This is a genomic window from Acinetobacter sp. ANC_7655, from assembly GCF_056784015.1.
On the sequence record NZ_JBWYJB010000004.1, the window covers coordinates 95,753 to 113,529 of the forward strand.

Genomic DNA, 17,777 nt, shown 5'->3' on the forward strand with positions numbered 1-17,777 from the left:
TTACTCTCCTGCCATCTCAACGTATAACGCACCATCTTCAACAATCACTGGGAAAGTTTGAATTGGATCTGTCGCTGGTAAACATAATGCTTGACCGGTTTTTAAACAGAAGCGAGCTGAATGCAATGGGCATTCGACAGTGCCATCGTCTTCAAGATAACCTTCTGACATTGAAGCATTACCATGAGAACAACGGTCATTCATTGCGAAGAACTCACCACCATTGTTAAACACTGCAAGCGCATCGATACCGTTAACGCCGCAATCTACTTTCAACGCTTCGCCTTCGTCTAATTCGTCAACTTGGCAAACAAAAATCTTATTCATTAGAAGAATACACTCAGGTTGTGAGAGTTATAGGTAACTTGATCAAGCGTGATCTTACGGTTGAAAATTTGGAAGCCTAGGCCACCTTCAACTTTACGGATCTTGTCATGACGTTTACCACAGTAAATCGTGACATCTTTCTCTTTTTGTGTACGGTACAAAAGATATGTAACGTATACATCGTATTCGCCTTCCACTTCAGTAGCTTCTACGATCACGTTACTCACCATATGAGTTGTACGTGATGGAGGCTCTTCAGCCCAAGCCATACCTGTTTCAAGACGAGCAACACGACGCTCTAAAAGATCTTTCGTATCATTGAACACCCAAGTTGTAGGTGGTTCAATTGAACGACGACGGTCACGTGTTTGAGCATTTGGTGTTGTACGTAGCGTGTAAGAAATATCTTCAGCTAACGTATCTAACCAGTCGCGGAATTTCCAATCGTCAAGCAATTTCGCTTCACGATAGAGGAATTGGCTAATTTGATGGTGAAGTTCTAAACTCACTTGACTCATTTCATAAGCTCCTTCTCATATTCGTCAGCTGCTTTCTCAACATCTTCCCATTTTTCATGGATTAGCAAGTCTGCCCAACGACGGTACATGCCGCGTGCCGCAGTTTCTGAGAAAATGTAGTTGGTGATACCAGGGATACCATCTTCACGAATTTTCTCGTTGCCAAGACCCATTTCCATAATGAGTTTGTTTTGACGCGCTTTGTAACCACGTAATACTTTTTGAATTTCGATCCAGTTTTCAGAGTCATCTTGCTCTAAGAAACCAGCTGGACCAAATGCACGTGTCGCAGAACGTTCAAACGCTTCTTTCACTTCTTGTGACGCTTCAGCATCCGCAATACAGAACGCCCATACTTCAGTTTTGTTTGGACCACGTGGGTGCCATACGCGAAGTGTTGCTGTACCGTTTAACCAAGACAATGTTGGGAACATAGTGTTATGACCAGCAAGACGTAACGCACGAATTTCACCAAGACGCTCTTTAACTTCTTCGTAAGTTTCGCGGAAATAGTTTGCTACTTCACCATCAACCCATACGTTTGCATCTGGTTTCTCTGTAAAGAAGAAGCCTGAACCGTGACCACGTGAACCATATTGGATCGCGTCTTTCGCAGTTTCCCATACAGGACGTGCAGTTTGCGCAGCACCTAATTTCTTAGTAGATTCGTCATCAGGTTTAGCACCTAATACTTGAATCGCAGATGCGTGAGAGAACAATGCATGGTATTGGTCAGATGCAAACTGTTCAGCCGCAAATTTCCAGTTACATTCGATTTCCCACTTATGAACACCACCGATGATCTCAGTACCACCTGGACGACGATCTAATACGCCATCTAAGTACCAAGCGATATCACCCATGTATTCTTCAAGGTCTGGAGTTGTTTCATCCCAACAACCGAAGATTAAGCCTTTATAAGACTTCACACGGTTTACTTCGATCAAACTCCACTTCTCTTTACATGCGCCTTGAGGGAATGCACGATCTTCAAGAGGAATATCTTTAAGAGAGCCGTCTACGCCATAAGACCAACCGTGGTATGGACATGTAAATGCACGAGTGTTACCGCAGTCAGCAAAGCTCACGCGCATTGAACGGTGACGACATTGGTTTAACAATGCTTTGATTGAACCGTCTTTTTGACGTACCACGATGATCGGATCTTCACCCATATAGGTATTGAAGAAATCACCAGCCTTTGGAATTTGGCTTTCATGGCAAAGGAATAACCATGTACGACCGAACACACGTTCAAGTTCTAGTTCATAGATATCTGGATCTGTATAAATAGATGGCGTGATACGTCCATTTTGTGCATCGACTAAAGCATCGATTTCGCGCACATCAATTTTCCCACTCATGAAAAGCTCTCCTGTGACTAAATTAGACACAAACTAATAGACTCAACTTTGCAGAGATAATGAGTTTTGAACGAGTTTTGGGGAAATATTTTTTTTGTTTGAATCAAGATGTTTTATCGATAAATTAATCAATCGCTGAATACGTGAATTTTACCATATTTTAATAATAACGTTGATATTTCAATATGCTCAGCCCCACTTCACCGAATATCCATTTGTGAACTATACTCGCACTTGATCATATTTAGACATTATATGAATCAATCTTTGGATGATTTTTTATGGAACTACGACACCTACGATATTTCATTGCTGTGGCAGAAGAACTCAACTTCACCAAAGCAGCCTTGCGCCTTTATACTGCTCAGCCATCATTGAGCCAGCAGATTAAAGATCTTGAAGATGAAATTGGCGTCCCTTTGCTTTATCGTACAAAACGTAAGGTAGAACTCACTGAGGAGGGTCAAGTCTTCCTTGAACAAGCTCGCCTCACGATAGCCCAAGCAGACAAAGCAGTCGCAATGACTCGTCAAATTGCCAAATCTAAACAGCAATTGTTACGTATCGGCTTTGTTCCCGTCGTTGAAATGAAAATTTTTCCTTACGTTCTCCCTAATCTTCGTGTTCAAAACCGGGATTTAAAGATTGAATTGTTAAGCTTAAACAACTCCGATCAGTCAAAAATGTTAAAAAAAGGCGAAATTGATATCGCTTTTACTCGTCAAAATCTATTTAGTGATGAAATCGAAAGTCAATTTGTTTTACGAGAACCTTTGATTTTCTTACTCCCCAAAGATCATCCACTCGCTAAATACGATCGCATTCCAGTAAAAGAGCTCGATGGAATCGATTTCATTATTCCTTCTGAACAGCAATCTCAAACCCTAAATAAGATCATTCTAGATTTTGCAAAATATCATCAAATCAATTTAAATATTGTTCAAACTGCAGACAATATCCTCTTTAACATTAATTCTATTGGCATGAACCTGGGCTGTACTTTTCTACCTGGATATATCGCACCACTGACGATGAACAACACCGTGATTCGCCCGCTAGACGTGGAATTACCTTCAATCGATTTATTTGCAAGCTATAGAAAAAGTACTAACTCAGAAGGCGTCAAAAAATTTATGGACTTACTGAGCTCTGTTTTTTATCTTGATATTAATCGTAATTAATTAATTTTTTCAAATTAATGATCACCGTTAGAAATAGCGGTGATTTTTATTTTTTATTTTAACTGCCCACCTTAGACTTTAGTCTAATAAAGTTTTACGAATATCATCATAAATTCTATGAATTCAGGCTTTAGATTAGACTATTTTTTAAACAACCCATTAACTAACTAGACTTGATCTACCACTTAAGTCTAATGCATTAAAACAGATCAATGCTCAATATTGATTATCAATATGCAGATTTAAACGTATTAAACACATGTTCTATATTTTCAGTTTTAAAAAAGAGGATGATCAAATCATCCTCTTTTTTAGTTTTTTAGGATTTTAAATTATTTAACACCATGAACTGCTAGATAATTTTTAATCACTGTATTAAATTCTTCTGCTTTTTCAACTTGCGACCAGTGGCCACACTGACTAAAAATATGTGCATCAGCATTTGGAACGATATTCAAAATGTCCCAAGTACGCGACACAGGAATTACCACATCTTGAGTACCATGAATCAACAATACAGGAACTGTAATGTCTTTCATTTTTTCAAAGTCTAATGGGAACTCGAAACGATCACGGTCACGCGCACCCACAACATCCATTAAACGATCAGATGCATAGTCATTCGCCGCAGAATCAAAACGTACTTTTACCAGCTCATCTGTAATTAAGTCTTTATTTACAACGAACATTGAAAGTGTCTTACGAATACCTTCTTCTGTTAAAACTGGGTTTGCATGCGCTTTTAGGGCTGCAGTTTGTTTTGCACCACCTGTACCCATTGAAACAATACCGAGTACACGCTCTGGATAATCAAGTGCCAATTGGAATGCTAACCAACCACCTAGCGAATTACCTACTAACCATGTTTTTTCAATACCAAGTGCATCAAGAGTACGAATTGCATGATCAACCCATGCACGGATACCGTATTGAGTTCCTGGTGCAACGACAGTTTGACCATAACCAATGGTATCAATTGCGATACAACGCGCTTGCTCACCAATTGCAGGTAAATTCAACCACCAGTTAGCAGCTGCTGATACACCAGTACCAGAACCATGAAGGAATAAAATAGGCGTGCCTTCACCAATTTCATGATAATGGGTTAACTCGCCTTCTGCTGTTTCAATCCATTTATCTTCCAAACCAAAAAAAGCATCTGTTTTATAATCAGGAATCTGAACAGTACTCATAAATCTTCCTCGTAAAATCCAATATTCATCCATGTTCAGATAAATATTGTCGGTGGGTTTAAATTCAGCTTTACGCCACATATAAGCATGAATTTTAAAGCTTCACCATTTTTTTAATCATACTAAATAACGATAAAAAACAATCTTATATCTATAATTTAAGTTTTTGATTTCATTAAATATTTAAATCACTAACACTGAGATCCATACAACCAAATAACAGCCAAGCATTTATTGAAAATGATGCGGCATCATTTGATACCGCATTGTGTTAGCGTTAACACCAACTGGTAACAATATAGGCATTGAATCGCTTATATTGAAATTCGACTTAGAATGTATAGGTATAGGTTGTTGCTACACGGTGCTCTTCAAGGTCATTACCGAAGCTATAATCTGTATCGATAAACATATAGTTGAAGCCCAAGCCTTTCAGCTTTCCTTCAGGCACGACATAGTTCACAATCACATTATTTTCTTTCTCTTCACCTTTAGCTTTGCCTGCACCAAAATCAATGTTATCACCATTGAAATGACGAACTGTTGCAGTTAAACCAGGAATGCCTGCATCTTTAAAGTTATAGGTATAACCTACACTCCAAGAACGCTCATCTTTACGAATAAAGCTTGCAACTGACCAGTTGTCTAAATACGGCTGCGGCACCCAACCACCTAATGTTGGGAACATGCCTGAACCACCCATGTCACCAAACATTTGCTGGTAGCCCAATTGAACGGTGTGCATACCATGATTAATTTTCGTACCTACTGAGACCGCTTGACTGTCGATTTCGCCGTACAATTTGTCGCCTGAATCACTATTATTAAAATAACGTACATGGCTATCAAGCTTAGTTTTCTCAGTTAAGTTTGTTTTGAATGTTGCTGCTGCATAATGCTGCTGATAGATGTCTGTTACATCAGCATACCAATAGCTACCACCAAGTTCTGGCGTAAATTGATGATCTACACCCGCAATATACATGCCATCAGTATTTGTTTTGGCAATTGCAAAGTTATTATGTGGGAATAAGCTAAAGTCTTGGTACTGGTTGTCGTAACGCGCATTAATCCCATCAATATACGCCAAAGTGAGCTTTGTATCTTTGATATCTTTTGATTCGAACCAAGCACCACTATATGTAGTCAACAATTGACGTGATGGATCAAAAAACAATACAGGTGACATTGGTAATAAATCACCTACTTTTAACTCAGTTTTTGCGTATTTAACTTTTAATGTTGCGCCTAATTTTGCGTTATCTTTTTCAACTTTTTTGTTCGCATAATCATATGGCATGTGAATATCATCGACAGTGCCTTGAGACTTTAAGCCCACCGCATATTGTGCCAAAAGGTCTGCACCGACTTGAATGCCTGCACCGATATCATGATAGCCAGATTTAGCATCTAAAGTGACTGCTTGTGTCCAGTTACCATAGCCACGTGTAACGTCACGTCCTGCTTCATGATTATATTCACGATCTAAATAAAAGTTTTTGAATTTCAGTTGAACATTGCTGTCTTTTACAAAATCTGCGTGTACTGTTGCACTCATCCCTGTTGCAGCAATCATTGCTAGCCATAATTTTTGATGACGCATGGCTTCATCCTATACTCAAATCAGCGTTGATGAGCATATTGCTAAATTGTGCACTCTGAAGAAATCAGACTAGAGTCTAAAAAAAATTTAGACTTTTCCGATGAAAAACAATACTTTAAAAACTCTCATTGTTATAAACAATTAATAATAGCTCAGTAACTAAGCAAATTAACTTTTACTATGGATAATTTATTATATTTTAATATCTTACAAATTAACTCAGAAGCATTTTGCCATTTTATTTAATAGTTTTTAAGTTTAACAATCACGATACGCTCTACACCAAATCACTCAATATAAGCACCCAAACATCTCACGCAATTGTTTTTTTATATGTATCTTTTCTAAATTCATAAAAAAAGCACTCCTAAGAGTGCTCTTTCAAATCAATTTTAAATTATGCGTTAAGTTCTTTTGCTTTAGCCATAGTCAAAGCTAGATCTTCAATCATGTCTTCCTGACCACCAACAGTACCACGGCGACCAAGCTCCATTAAGATTTCACGCGCAGATACGCCATATTTCGCTTCAGCACGTTTAGCGAACAATAGGAATGAAGAGTAAACACCCGCATAACCTAAAGTAGCTGCATCACGGTCTGCACGAATTGGGTTGTGCATCATTGGAATCACAAGATCTTCAGCAACATCTTGTACTTTGAATAAGTCAACGCCAGTGTCCATACCCATACGGTTAGCAACAGCGATGAACAATTCAAGTGGAGTGTTACCCGCACCAGCACCAAGACCTGCAGAAGCTAAGTCTACACGTACTGCACCTGCTTCAACCGCAGCAACAGTGTTCGATACACCCATACCTAAGTTATGGTGACCGTGGAAACCTAACTCAATACTTGGATCTAAGTGTTGACGTAAGTGACCTACACGGTCTTTAACGTCTTGAGGAAGCATGTAACCTGCTGAGTCAGTCACATAAATACAGTTTGCACCGTAAGACACCATCTTCTTCGCTTCTTCTAAAAGACGCTCTGGAGATGCCATGTGAGCCAACATTAAGAAGCCCACTGTGTCCATTTCTAATTTACGCGCAGCGGTGATGTGCTGTTCAGAACAGTCAGCTTCAGTACAGTGAGTTGCAACACGAATCGTTGATACACCGATTTCATGTGCCATTTTCAAGTGGTCAACCGTACCGATACCAGGAAGAAGAAGTGCAGAAACTTTTGCATTCTTCATACGCGGTACAACAGCAGACAAGTATTCTTCGTCAGTCGCAGCAGCAAAACCGTAGTTTACTGATGAACCACCAAGGCCGTCACCGTGAGTGACTTCAATTAATGGTACGCCTGCATCATCAAGTGCTGTTGAAATTGCAATCATTTGCTCAACAGTCGTTTGATGGCGCTGCGGATGCATACCATCACGTAAAGTCATATCATGAACAATAATCTTAGACATGCGGTTGCTCCTTAAGCTTCTTCTTTGTTGAATACGTGTTCAGCAAACATTTCTGCTGTACGAGCAGCTGCAGCTGTCATAATGTCGAGGTTACCTGCATATTTCGGCAAGAAATCACCCAAACCTTCTACTTCCAAGAAGATAGAAACACGGTTACCATCAAAAATTGGACCATTTACAAGTTTGTAACCTGGTACATATTTTTGCACTTCTTTAATCATCGCGTGAACTGATTCAGTGATCGCAGCTTGATCTGGCTCACCTTCAACAAGACAGTGTACTGTGTCACGCATCATAAGTGGTGGCTCAGCAGGGTTAATGATGATGATCGCTTTACCTTTTTTCGCACTACCAACTTTCTCAATAGCACCCGCAGTTGTACGTGTGAATTCGTCGATGTTTTTACGTGTACCAGGACCTACAGATTTTGTAGACACAGTCGCGATGATCTCACCATATTCAACAGGTTGAACACGTGAAACTGCTGCAACCATAGGAATTGTCGCCTGACCACCACACGTTACCATATTCACGTTAGGCACTTCACCTTCTGCAAGTAAAGCTTCTAAGTTCACAGGTGGAACACAGAAAGGACCAATTGCAGCAGGTGTTAAGTCAATCATCAGTACACCAAGTTCATTTAACTTGCGGCTGTTTTCAGCATGTACATATGCAGACGTTGCATCAAAAGCAATTTTGATATCATCTTCAATGACGTGAGGAAGAAGACCATCAACCCCTTCTGCAGTGGTTTTTAAACCCATTTTCGCAGCACGAGCAAGACCTTCAGAAGTAGGATCGATACCCACCATCCAAACTGGCTCTAACCATTCGCTACGTTGAAGTTTGTAAAGCAAATCAGTACCAATGTTACCTGGTCCGATCATTGCACATTTAATCTTTTTCATTAACGTACTCTCTCAAAATTCCGACTTATTCAGCAGCGAAAGCAGCAGTCACTGAACCAAAGCCTTCAATCTCAACTTTGAATTCATCACCTGGGTTTGCTACAACCATAGGGCCTAATGCACCTGTTAAAATAATGTCACCAGCTAACAATGGACGACCACGACGTACCATTTCATCAGCAAGCCAGACAGCTGCATTTAAAGGGTTTGCTAAGCAAGCCTTACCAACACCTTGAGACACGACTTCTTCACCACGTGTCATGATCATTTTACAATTCACTAGATCAAGGTTATCGAGTTTTACAGGACGTGAACCCAATACAAATGCAGCTGAAGATGCATTATCTGCGACAGTGTCAATCAAACTGATCTTCCAGTTTTCAATTCGACTATCCACCACCTCAACAGCAGGAAGTGCATAATCAGTCGCGCTGATAATGTCAGCATAAGTGTGTTTTTCTTTCGTTAAATCTTGTTTGATCACCAAAGCGATTTCCGCTTCTACTTTAGGTTGGATCAATAGACCTGCAGGAATCGCCTCTCCATCACCATAAGCCATGTCTGCAAACAGCATACCGAAGTCAGGTTGATCTACACCGAGTTGTGCTTGAACCACTTTTGATGTCAAACCGATTTTACGCCCAACTAAACGACGACCTTCTGATAAGGCACGCGCTGTATTCACTTCTTGTACAGCGTAAGCGATATCTACATCAGCAGCTTCACCACCCAACGTTGGGCGAATTGGTGCGATTGCACTTTGTGATAATTCAGCAGTTCGTAACGCTTGTGCTACTGATTCAACTACAGCAGAATTAGACATCAAGACTTCCTTCAACTTCATTCGATGATCTATTTGACCTTAGGAAATTGCTTGAAAACAACCTTCTAAAGGACAAATTCTTTTAGAGAGATACCTGCATCTCTGATGAGAGCTAGAATGGAAAAATCTTGACCTATATGCCAATACTTATTTTCTTTATGACAATAGTTTCAGACTATAAATAATTTATCAAATGAAGACACTATCTTATTGTTTTACATGTTTTTAAAATTTTATTATTTAAATATACAGAATGTTTAATCTATTTCTAATACTACTTATTAGACCATTGATAATAGAATTATCCATGAATTACAAATTATTAATGCACTAATCCAAAGACAAGTTATATTCTTTTATTGTTCAACTACAATTCAATTAAAATACATTTTAAAAGCCTTGTTAAGGCGACTTAAGTCGTAAAATCGGTGTTGAATATTACAATTGCTACTATCTCATCACCAAATAATCACATTTTCTCTCCATCAAAAAAGATTAGAATATTCATCAGGTGAAGATACAGAGACAACAATGAAATTATTAAAACTGCCACTATTGATCTTAGCTACCGGGATTAGCTTTTCGGTACTTGCTGACACAGAACCTAAAACTAATATTATTAATCTTCAAGCAGACGCTTCTAAACAAGTCTCTAATGATGAAATGCACGCCATTCTATTTATTGAAAAAAGTAATAAACAGCCTGCACAACTTTCAACACAAATGACCCAATTGATGAATCAGGCCATCAACATCAGTAAAAAATACCCCCAAGTTAAGGTCGAAACAGGTTCTCAGACCACTTACCCTGTCTATGACAACAATAATTCAACAAAACTGAAGGAATGGCGCGGCCGAGCTGAAGTGAATATTGAAAGCAAAGATTTTAAAGCAGCGAGCCAATTAATTAGCGAGTTACAACAAGATTTTCAAACACAATCGATTAATTTCACTGTTTCCACTGAAAAACGAAAGCAGGTTGAAAATGAGTTATTGACAGAAGCCACGCAAAATTTCCAACAGCGCGCTCAGGTTCTCACTAAAGCTTGGAATCGTTCTAGTTATAACTTGGTTAACTTGAATATGAACACCAATAATTATTCACCAAGACCATTAGCCATGGCACGTGCCGCAATGGTTGTAGAGAGTGCACCCGCTGCAGACTCACAAAATATGGCTGCTGGAGAATCAACAATCACAGTCAATGCAAATGGATCAATTCAATTAAAATAGTTCGCTATTAAAGTTAAAAAAGCCACTCAATAAGTGGCTTTTTTTGTTTCTTACTTTTTAAATGGGAAGGCATATTTCACAATACGTCCCAAAACCTGACCATATTGTTTAAATAAACTCGCATTATTGTAATTCAAGCCGTATTTTTCACACACCGCTTTCACTTTAGGCCCCATTTGACGGTAACGTCGAGCAGGAATATCTGGATAAAGATGATGCTCAATCTGATGACTCAAATGCCCCGTCAAAATATGGAATCCTTCAGAACCTGTCAGGTTAGAAGACCCACGAATTTGACGCATATACCAATGGCCACGGCTTTCATTTTCTAAAACTGACTTCGGAAAAACTTCCACATCTTTGGTGAAGTGACCGCAGAAAATGATACTGAATGTCCAAATATTACGAATACCATTAGCGACTAAATTACCTGTGAAAACGGGTAATGCTGCAGGACCTGCAATGAGTGGGAAAAAAACATAATCTTTAAATAACTGTTTCCCCATTTTCTTTTTCATCGGGTTCAAACGTTGTTGAAATTCTTCTTTGGTCATGCGCCCTTTTAAGCGCTTACCAATTTCTAAGTTCTGAATCGCTACACCCCACTGGAATAACAAACAGAATGGAATACTGTAAAGTGGTTGTAATAAATATCCTTTTTTCCAGCGTTGCTCTGGGAACAAACGAAGAATTCCATAACCAATATCATCATCCATACCTTTAATATTGGTATAGGTATGGTGTTTGTAGTTGTGGGTTTGGCGCCAATCATCAGATGTGCCGACGATATCCCATTCGTAAGTTGTCCCTTTAAATTTAGGGTCGTTCATCCAATCATATTGACCATGCATCACATTATGGCCCAACTCCATGTTTTCCATGATTTTGGCAAAACCAAGCAAGCCTGTGCCTAAAAGCCATGCTGGAGGAAACCAGCCAGCAAATAAGCATGCACGTCCAAGGATTGAACTGTAGCGAATCGCTGCATACACTCGCTTAATATACTTTTCGTCTTTTTCACCTAAATCATCAAGAACTTCCTGCTTAATTGCATCAAGTTCACGTGCGAGTTCATCAAGTTGTGCATCAGTGAGTTCACGATTTTTTGGGTTTTTGAAATATTGTGCTTGAACTGGCATATTCATGATTATTCTCGCTTATAGGTCGATAGTGAGATCAGACTGAGCTGAATTGATACAGATTTTGAGCAGATTTCCAGGCTCAGTATTTTCTGCACCATTGACGAGGTTTTTAGTTGCACCTTGCGCTTTATGGCATGCACATTTATTACATACCCCCATGCGGCAACCGTGCTGTGGGCGAATATTTTGTTGCTCTAAACTTGCAAGTATTGATTGTCCCTTTGGAATCGTGACGACCTTATTTGATTTCGTAAGTGTGACCTGAACAAAACCAGTTTCATCACTAATGAATGGTTCAACACTGAATGCTTCACCTTTAAATTTATGAACACGAGTATCAGTTAGTTGTTCAGCAACTTGCACAAATCCTGCTGGACCGCATGCATAAACCGTATATTGATCTAAGGATTCGATAGCAGTTAAATGAGAATCTTCTAAACGGGAATCAGCCACTTCATCTTGAGTGGTAAAAAATTCAACATTAAAATTTGAGTGTTGATTCGCCAAAGCAATCAACTCTGTTTGAAATGCTAAATCTTCTGTTTTTTTTGCCCAGTACATCAATTTAACTGGCTGAACTAATTTTTTTTCTTGCTGCAATAATGCCTTGATCAAGCTGTACATTGGAGTAATACCACTCCCTGCGGCCAGCATTAATAGAGGTGTATTTACACTTTCAAGTGTCATATCACCATAGGGTGCACCAAACTCAACGATATCCCCTACCTGAGCTATATCGTTAATCCATGAACTGACTACCCCCTGATCGATTTTCTTAGCAGTCAACAATACATGTTGAGTGTTGATTTTGGTCAAACTATAGGTACGTTCAAAACAACGACCTTGTGTCGTGACAATAACTGGATGATGTTGCCCTGCTTCACCAAACTGAAATTTACGATTAACCGCAATTTTTAAGCTGACCATATCATTTGCAACTTGAGTACGTTCAACAATTTTGCCTAATGATTGATTCACCGACCAAGTTGGATCGATCTTTTGCAACCAAAAATTGGCAGCATTCGGATCAAATACAGCATTTACTGCGGATCTAATCAAATTTTTAGGTGGCTTAACTGCTTGCATTATGGGCTCATCACAGTGGGTTTTGAATTATTATACACATGTATATATATTTGTATAGACACTTGTATATCATCTATTGATTTCCATATCCTGACACAGAGCGATATAATGCAACTCTAACTGTAAACTTCTGATATTTATGAGCAGCTCTACGATTACTCTTTCTCCTCTACATGCCAGTGAATCCGCATCCATTTTGGAGCATCCAACTGCACGTACAGTCGGAAGAAAAGCCACAATCACGAAAGAAGAATTATTCCAAGCTGCTCTCAACCTTATCGGACCTCAAAAAAGCATCGCATCTTTAAGCTTGCGCGAAGTTGCCCGTGAAGCAGGAATTGCGCCAAACAGTTTTTATAGACATTTTAAAGATATCGACGAACTTGCCATTGAATTGATTGATCGCTCAGGTATTGTTTTACGTCAAATCTTGCATCAAGCTCGCTTAAAAGCAGTTCGCAATTCAAGTATTGTGCGTAGTTCAGTTGAAGTATTTATTGAACAGTTAGATGCTGACGAAGGTAATCTGAGCCTGTTGTTACGTGAAGGTTATACTGGTTCTGCCTCTTATAAAGAGGCGGTTGAAAAACAGCTTAATTACTTTCAGCAAGAACTCATGGATGATCTTGTTCGTCTTGAGCAAAATAACCCTCATAAAATCAAGCATCCAGAATTGGCTGCAAAAGCGATTACTCAATTGGTATTCACTATGGGTGCTAAATTAATCAACATGCCACACGATGAAAGAAAAGTTGTAGCTGAACAAACGATGACGATGATCCGAATGATTTTAGAAGGCGCACGTCATCTGAAAGAATAAATACTGAGTGTAAAAAAAGCCCTTCAGTTGAAGGGCTTTTTTATTACTTTTCCCAAATAACTTCTTTATTTTGAGCAACCCAAGTTGGAATAAGGGCTTCGTACTTCGCCTCAATTTTATTACGCTTAATCTTCATAGTCGGCGTCAACATATCGTTATCCATCGTCCACAAATCCATGATGACCACAAAGAATGCAATTTTTTCATGTGGCTCAAGCTTTTCATTAATTTCATTCTTCAACTCAATTAATTTTGCTTCGATATCATCACGTTTATTATCTTGTTGCAATTTATTGCGAATTTCTTCTGCCAACATCACAAAGGCGATCGGCTGTTTATGGCTTGCACCACCAACACAGACAGATTCAATCATTTGGTTATTACCAATCTTTTGTTCAATTGGTACAGGCATCACATACTTACCTTTCTGAGTTTTAAAGATGTCCTTTACACGTCCAGTAATTTTTAGACGGCCAGTCGCATCAATTTCACCCATGTCTCCTGTTCTTAAATAACCATCCTGAGTCAAATCTTCAGCTGTTTTTTCTGGGTTCTTGTAATAACCCAACATTGTTCCTGGGCTTCTGACTAAAATCTCACCATTCTCATCAATCTTGCAGTCTACTCGTGCTTGAACATGTCCGACATATCCACTCATATATTCACCCATACGTGTGATATGCGAGTATCCACAGTTTTCTGTCATTCCATAAACTTCAAGCAACTCTAAGCCCAAATTACGATACCATTTAATAATATCTACGGGTAAAGGTGCAGAACCCGTTAAAGCATAACGAACATGATTCAAACCCAATTTTGCCAAGAGTTTTTGCTTAATCTTATTGCCCAAGAATGGGATTTTAAACAACACGTTTTGTACATTAAGTGGAATTTTTTCATTAATCCCCAAATAAAATTTAGTCCATAAACGTGGCACAGAAAAGAAGATCGTTGGTTTTGCACGATTAAGATCTTCAATAAATGTATCTAATGAATTGGCAAAATAAACGGTAAAACCACAAATCATCACGGATGATTGAATAAATACACGCTCTGCAACATGAGCTAGCGGCAAGTAAGATAAAGCACGATCTTTTTCTGAAACACCAAACGTAGATTTCAGCTCACTCGCAGGTGAGAGCAAGGTCTTATAACTTTGCATAACGCCCTTAGGTAGACCTGTACTGCCCGAGGTATAAATAATGGTCGCAAGCTCATCCTCGTTTGGAAAATAAGGCTCACTGGTTGGTGCTGTTTTCGCAGTGATTTCATCCCATGTTGGCGCATTATAGTCAGGTGCCAATGGCAATTTAATACAATGCATATCTTGCGGGATGATTTGTTTCACATCGTTCCAACTGTCTCCAATACCATCCAATTTACCGATAAACAAAGCCTTAGTTTCACTATGATCTAGAACATATTTGGTTCCTTCACCATTGAGAGTCGTATATAAAGGAACCGACACATGACCTGCCATCCAAATTGCAAGATCTGCCATAATCCAATGCGCACTATTCTTACCAAAAATTGCAATCTGAGAACGACCAGGCAAATTCAAAGATTGTAAATAAGCAGCCATTTTTTTGACTTGACTGGCCACTTCTCCCCAAGTGTATTTAATCACCTGACCATTTGGTAAAGGCTGAACCAAGAAATCTTGGTTTGGCGATTTCTTTTCCCAATACATTAAATAGTGAATATGAGTCGGTAAAAACTCAAATTGGTTGTTGTTCTGATTTACTTCCATGTGTAATGACTCCCAATAACGCATCATTGTTGTTATGTAATGACTCATAACCGAAAGCTGATTTAATCGTTTTAAACTCGTCCTGAGTTCCTGATTGCCGAGTAAAAACTACAGCTTTACGATTTAAATTTTCGAATTATTTTCTATTTTCTATCATGAATTCTGATCAAAATCCAACCATTATTTTGCTCAGTTTAATAGCGCTATATTTTTGATAAAATTGTAATTTAAGACCAATGTGTTGATGATTATCGCCAATGTACTTGGTCAATGATTATCCTATAACTAAATCAAACTCATGGATAGAGATTGATCATTATGGCTCAGATTGCCACTATTTTACGTGCAAAAACTCAACTCATGGCTGTCAAAGCCCTCACCCTTGCAATCCCAGTATCACATCCTCTCGTATTTGCGGGTGAAGATTCATCAATGCAATTGTGTGGCAATATTGCTCAGCTCGGCATGAAAAAAGTGATGATTGTGACTGATGCAATATTGGTCAAATTAGGTGTCATACAACCCATTCAAGATCAATTACAGCACAATGGGATTGAAGTTGTTATTTTCTCTGATGTAAAACCTGATCCAACTTGTGAAATTGTCGAAAAATCTCTAGCACTGTTTAAAAATACCGCATGCGATAGCGTATTGGGTATAGGGGGTGGTTCGACGATTGATACAGCAAAAGTATTAGCGCTCGCAGCCGCAAACCATAAATCGCCCAAACAACTTTTTGGAATTTTAAAAAGCCGTAAACCTGCATATCCATTGTTCGTGATTCCGACCACCGCAGGTACAGGTTCTGAAGTTACCATTGCCGCAGTTATTTCAGACAGTGAAACTCATATTAAAGGCTTAGTTATTGATCCCAAAGTCGTTCCATTAGCAACTGCTTTAGATCCCGTCATCATGAAAGGCATGCCACCTGCTATCACTGCTGACACTGGCATTGATGCCCTTACTCATGCAATTGAATCGTGGGTAAGCGGATTCGCCAACAAACAATCAGATTATTACGCCAGTGCAGCCATGAAATTGATCATGGAGAATTTAAAAAAAGCATTTGAAGATGGTCAGAATATTGCAGCACGTGAAGCAATGGCGCTCGGTTCTCATTATGCTGGTTTGGCAATGAATAGTGCTGGAATTGGCTATGTACATGCTTTGGCGCATCAATTAGGGACTCGATATCAAATCCCACACGGACGCGCTAATGCCATTATCTTGCCTCATGTTCTAGAATTTAATCGTAAAGCATCAGAAAAACGCTTAGCACTAGCAGCGAAGAAAATTGGTTTAAGCTCGTCACACACTTCGGATGAACAAGCCGCAAATATATTCATTCAAAGCGTAAAGCAATTACTCAAAGATTTGAAAATCAATACTGAGATTCCGAATTTAAAAAAGCAAGATTTCCCAGAGATGATTAAATCTGCTTTTACTGAAGCCCATGGAATTTATGCCGTACCAAAATACATGAATTATTCAGATGCTGAGCAAATTTTAAATCGACTTTAATGCCAATAAGGCACGAATAAAAGCTCAGTATACAATCGTGTCTACTGAGCTTTTTTAATTTGCGACAAGGAATGCCGCCATGTTAAAAAATTTAGATTCACTAAACCCTTTTATTCATGTCACGATTGAGAATAGAATCCTGACCATCAAAATTGATCACCCCGAGCAAAAAAATGCTTTAACTGGGGAAATGTACAATGACATTGCAAAAATATTGGATGCAGCAGATCAATCTCAACAAGTGAATGTTGTGATTTTACAGGGTAACGAACATGATTTTACCGCAGGAAATGATCTGAAAGATTTTATGTCTGCCGCTCAAAAATATGTTGGTTTAGCCGCTGATGCTACACCACCCTTTGTCTTCCTAAAAGCGATCGCAAGATTTTCTAAACCTATTATTGCTGCGGTACGTGGCTGCACTATAGGCGTTGGCATCACTATGCTATTTCACTGTGACATGGTATACGCCCACCCCGATACAGAATTTCAAATTCCATTTGTAAGTTTGGGATTATCTGTAGAAGGTGGCACCAGCCTTCTTTTCACTGAGTTGGCTGGTTATCATATGGCTGCCGAATTATTGCTCACAGGTCGAAAATTTTCAGCGGAAGAAGCGCTAAAATGTCGAATCATCAATCAGATTTGCGAGCAACCTGAACAATTAGCTTTGCAGCGAGCTCAACAGATGAGTCAACTGCCAATGACCACGCTAAAAATTATTAAAAAACAAATTCGACCCGAGCAAGATCAAATTCAGAATTGTATTGTTCAGGAAGCTGAGGTTGTTGCAGAACGTTTAACATCACCTGAAATGATTGAAGCCGTGATGGCTTTCTTACAAAAAAGAAAACCTGACTTCAATCAATTTCTGCAGTCCTAAAAAAGCAC

At 39.0% G+C, this 17,777-nt stretch carries 16 protein-coding genes; 5 read left to right on the forward strand and 11 right to left on the reverse strand.

Annotation, left to right across the window (positions count from 1 at the left end; genetic code table 11):
- Genes hcaC through hcaE form a run of 3 tightly spaced genes read right to left on the reverse strand, consistent with a single transcriptional unit; the run spans window position 1 to window position 2,209 of the window.
- Window positions 1-327 carry a 3-phenylpropionate/cinnamic acid dioxygenase ferredoxin subunit gene (gene hcaC / locus AC1M9N_RS06805; RefSeq protein ID WP_005181999.1) on the reverse strand — a complete coding sequence of 109 codons (327 nt, stop codon included), beginning with the start codon at window positions 325-327 and terminating at the stop codon, window positions 1-3.
- Window positions 327-845, reverse strand: a complete 519-nt coding sequence (hcaF, locus tag AC1M9N_RS06810; RefSeq protein WP_035267127.1) for a 3-phenylpropionate/cinnamic acid dioxygenase subunit beta — start codon at window positions 843-845, stop codon at window positions 327-329. The genes hcaC and hcaF overlap by 1 nt, the downstream gene beginning before the upstream one ends.
- Complete coding sequence (hcaE, locus tag AC1M9N_RS06815; RefSeq protein WP_092767097.1) at window positions 842-2,209, reverse strand: 3-phenylpropionate/cinnamic acid dioxygenase subunit alpha; 1,368 nt, start codon at window positions 2,207-2,209, stop codon at window positions 842-844. The genes hcaF and hcaE overlap by 4 nt, the downstream gene beginning before the upstream one ends.
- 281 nt (window positions 2,210-2,490) lie before the next feature.
- On the opposite strand from hcaE, the gene hcaR reads away from it, so the two are divergent.
- Window positions 2,491-3,390: a DNA-binding transcriptional regulator HcaR gene (hcaR, locus tag AC1M9N_RS06820; RefSeq protein ID WP_035267131.1), complete on the forward strand. Its 900-nt coding sequence runs from the start codon at window positions 2,491-2,493 to the stop codon at window positions 3,388-3,390.
- Between the two features lie 332 nt (window positions 3,391-3,722).
- Here the strand turns inward: hcaR and AC1M9N_RS06825 are convergent, their stop codons facing one another.
- From AC1M9N_RS06825 to AC1M9N_RS06845, 5 genes are all read right to left on the reverse strand, one after another.
- Window positions 3,723-4,583 carry an alpha/beta fold hydrolase gene (locus AC1M9N_RS06825; protein ID WP_481597384.1) on the reverse strand — a complete coding sequence of 287 codons (861 nt, stop codon included), beginning with the start codon at window positions 4,581-4,583 and terminating at the stop codon, window positions 3,723-3,725.
- A gap of 331 nt (window positions 4,584-4,914) precedes the next feature.
- On the reverse strand, window positions 4,915-6,186 hold the full coding sequence (locus AC1M9N_RS06830; protein WP_481954487.1) for an OprD family outer membrane porin: 1,272 nt from the start codon (window positions 6,184-6,186) through the stop codon (window positions 4,915-4,917).
- A gap of 397 nt (window positions 6,187-6,583) precedes the next feature.
- Entirely contained in the window at window positions 6,584-7,603 is a 1,020-nt protein-coding gene (dmpG, locus tag AC1M9N_RS06835) for a 4-hydroxy-2-oxovalerate aldolase (protein ID WP_481954488.1), read from the reverse strand.
- Window positions 7,604-7,614: 11 nt separating this feature from the next.
- Window positions 7,615-8,511, reverse strand: coding sequence for an acetaldehyde dehydrogenase (acetylating) (locus AC1M9N_RS06840; RefSeq protein ID WP_481954489.1), 897 nt, complete (start codon window positions 8,509-8,511; stop codon window positions 7,615-7,617).
- 25 nt (window positions 8,512-8,536) lie between these two features.
- Window positions 8,537-9,334 carry a 2-keto-4-pentenoate hydratase gene (locus AC1M9N_RS06845; protein ID WP_180028836.1) on the reverse strand — a complete coding sequence of 266 codons (798 nt, stop codon included), beginning with the start codon at window positions 9,332-9,334 and terminating at the stop codon, window positions 8,537-8,539.
- 531 nt (window positions 9,335-9,865) lie between these two features.
- On the opposite strand from AC1M9N_RS06845, the gene AC1M9N_RS06850 reads away from it, so the two are divergent.
- The gene (locus AC1M9N_RS06850) at window positions 9,866-10,567 is read left to right on the forward strand and encodes an SIMPL domain-containing protein (RefSeq protein ID WP_180028835.1); all 702 of its coding nucleotides are present in this window, start codon (window positions 9,866-9,868) and stop codon (window positions 10,565-10,567) included.
- Between the two features lie 50 nt (window positions 10,568-10,617).
- Here the strand turns inward: AC1M9N_RS06850 and AC1M9N_RS06855 are convergent, their stop codons facing one another.
- Window positions 10,618-11,712, reverse strand: a complete 1,095-nt coding sequence (locus tag AC1M9N_RS06855; RefSeq protein WP_035267144.1) for a fatty acid desaturase family protein — start codon at window positions 11,710-11,712, stop codon at window positions 10,618-10,620.
- A 12-nt stretch (window positions 11,713-11,724) separates the two neighbouring features.
- The gene (locus AC1M9N_RS06860) at window positions 11,725-12,795 is read right to left on the reverse strand and encodes a flavin reductase family protein (protein ID WP_481954490.1); all 1,071 of its coding nucleotides are present in this window, start codon (window positions 12,793-12,795) and stop codon (window positions 11,725-11,727) included.
- A 139-nt stretch (window positions 12,796-12,934) separates the two neighbouring features.
- On the opposite strand from AC1M9N_RS06860, the gene fabR reads away from it, so the two are divergent.
- Complete coding sequence (fabR, locus tag AC1M9N_RS06865) at window positions 12,935-13,615, forward strand: HTH-type transcriptional repressor FabR (protein ID WP_035267148.1); 681 nt, start codon at window positions 12,935-12,937, stop codon at window positions 13,613-13,615.
- Window positions 13,616-13,658: 43 nt separating this feature from the next.
- On the opposite strand, the gene AC1M9N_RS06870 is transcribed toward fabR, so the two are convergent.
- Window positions 13,659-15,365 (reverse strand): AMP-binding protein, encoded by a 1,707-nt coding sequence (locus tag AC1M9N_RS06870; protein ID WP_481954491.1) that lies wholly within the window; start codon window positions 15,363-15,365, stop codon window positions 13,659-13,661.
- 318 nt (window positions 15,366-15,683) lie between these two features.
- Between AC1M9N_RS06870 and AC1M9N_RS06875 the strand changes: the two genes are divergently transcribed.
- Together AC1M9N_RS06875 and AC1M9N_RS06880 are read left to right on the forward strand one after the other, a co-directional pair.
- Complete coding sequence (locus tag AC1M9N_RS06875) at window positions 15,684-16,886, forward strand: iron-containing alcohol dehydrogenase (protein ID WP_481591384.1); 1,203 nt, start codon at window positions 15,684-15,686, stop codon at window positions 16,884-16,886.
- Between the two features lie 79 nt (window positions 16,887-16,965).
- Window positions 16,966-17,769 carry an enoyl-CoA hydratase-related protein gene (locus AC1M9N_RS06880; RefSeq protein WP_481954492.1) on the forward strand — a complete coding sequence of 268 codons (804 nt, stop codon included), beginning with the start codon at window positions 16,966-16,968 and terminating at the stop codon, window positions 17,767-17,769.
- The last annotated feature ends 8 nt before the right edge of the window (window positions 17,770-17,777 follow it).

Coding starts and splice junctions, on each gene's coding strand:
- hcaC (WP_005181999.1), bottom strand. CDS start 327: ATGAATAAGATTTTTGTTTGCCAAGTTGACGAATTAGACGAAGGCGAA.
- hcaF (WP_035267127.1), bottom strand. CDS start 845: ATGAGTCAAGTGAGTTTAGAACTTCACCATCAAATTAGCCAATTCCTC.
- hcaE (WP_092767097.1), bottom strand. CDS start 2,209: ATGAGTGGGAAAATTGATGTGCGCGAAATCGATGCTTTAGTCGATGCA.
- hcaR (WP_035267131.1), top strand. CDS start 2,491: ATGGAACTACGACACCTACGATATTTCATTGCTGTGGCAGAAGAACTC.
- AC1M9N_RS06825 (WP_481597384.1), bottom strand. CDS start 4,583: ATGAGTACTGTTCAGATTCCTGATTATAAAACAGATGCTTTTTTTGGT.
- AC1M9N_RS06830 (WP_481954487.1), bottom strand. CDS start 6,186: ATGCGTCATCAAAAATTATGGCTAGCAATGATTGCTGCAACAGGGATG.
- dmpG (WP_481954488.1), bottom strand. CDS start 7,603: ATGTCTAAGATTATTGTTCATGATATGACTTTACGTGATGGTATGCAT.
- AC1M9N_RS06840 (WP_481954489.1), bottom strand. CDS start 8,511: ATGAAAAAGATTAAATGTGCAATGATCGGACCAGGTAACATTGGTACT.
- AC1M9N_RS06845 (WP_180028836.1), bottom strand. CDS start 9,334: ATGTCTAATTCTGCTGTAGTTGAATCAGTAGCACAAGCGTTACGAACT.
- AC1M9N_RS06850 (WP_180028835.1), top strand. CDS start 9,866: ATGAAATTATTAAAACTGCCACTATTGATCTTAGCTACCGGGATTAGC.
- AC1M9N_RS06855 (WP_035267144.1), bottom strand. CDS start 11,712: ATGAATATGCCAGTTCAAGCACAATATTTCAAAAACCCAAAAAATCGT.
- AC1M9N_RS06860 (WP_481954490.1), bottom strand. CDS start 12,795: ATGCAAGCAGTTAAGCCACCTAAAAATTTGATTAGATCCGCAGTAAAT.
- fabR (WP_035267148.1), top strand. CDS start 12,935: ATGAGCAGCTCTACGATTACTCTTTCTCCTCTACATGCCAGTGAATCC.
- AC1M9N_RS06870 (WP_481954491.1), bottom strand. CDS start 15,365: ATGGAAGTAAATCAGAACAACAACCAATTTGAGTTTTTACCGACTCAT.
- AC1M9N_RS06875 (WP_481591384.1), top strand. CDS start 15,684: ATGGCTCAGATTGCCACTATTTTACGTGCAAAAACTCAACTCATGGCT.
- AC1M9N_RS06880 (WP_481954492.1), top strand. CDS start 16,966: ATGTTAAAAAATTTAGATTCACTAAACCCTTTTATTCATGTCACGATT.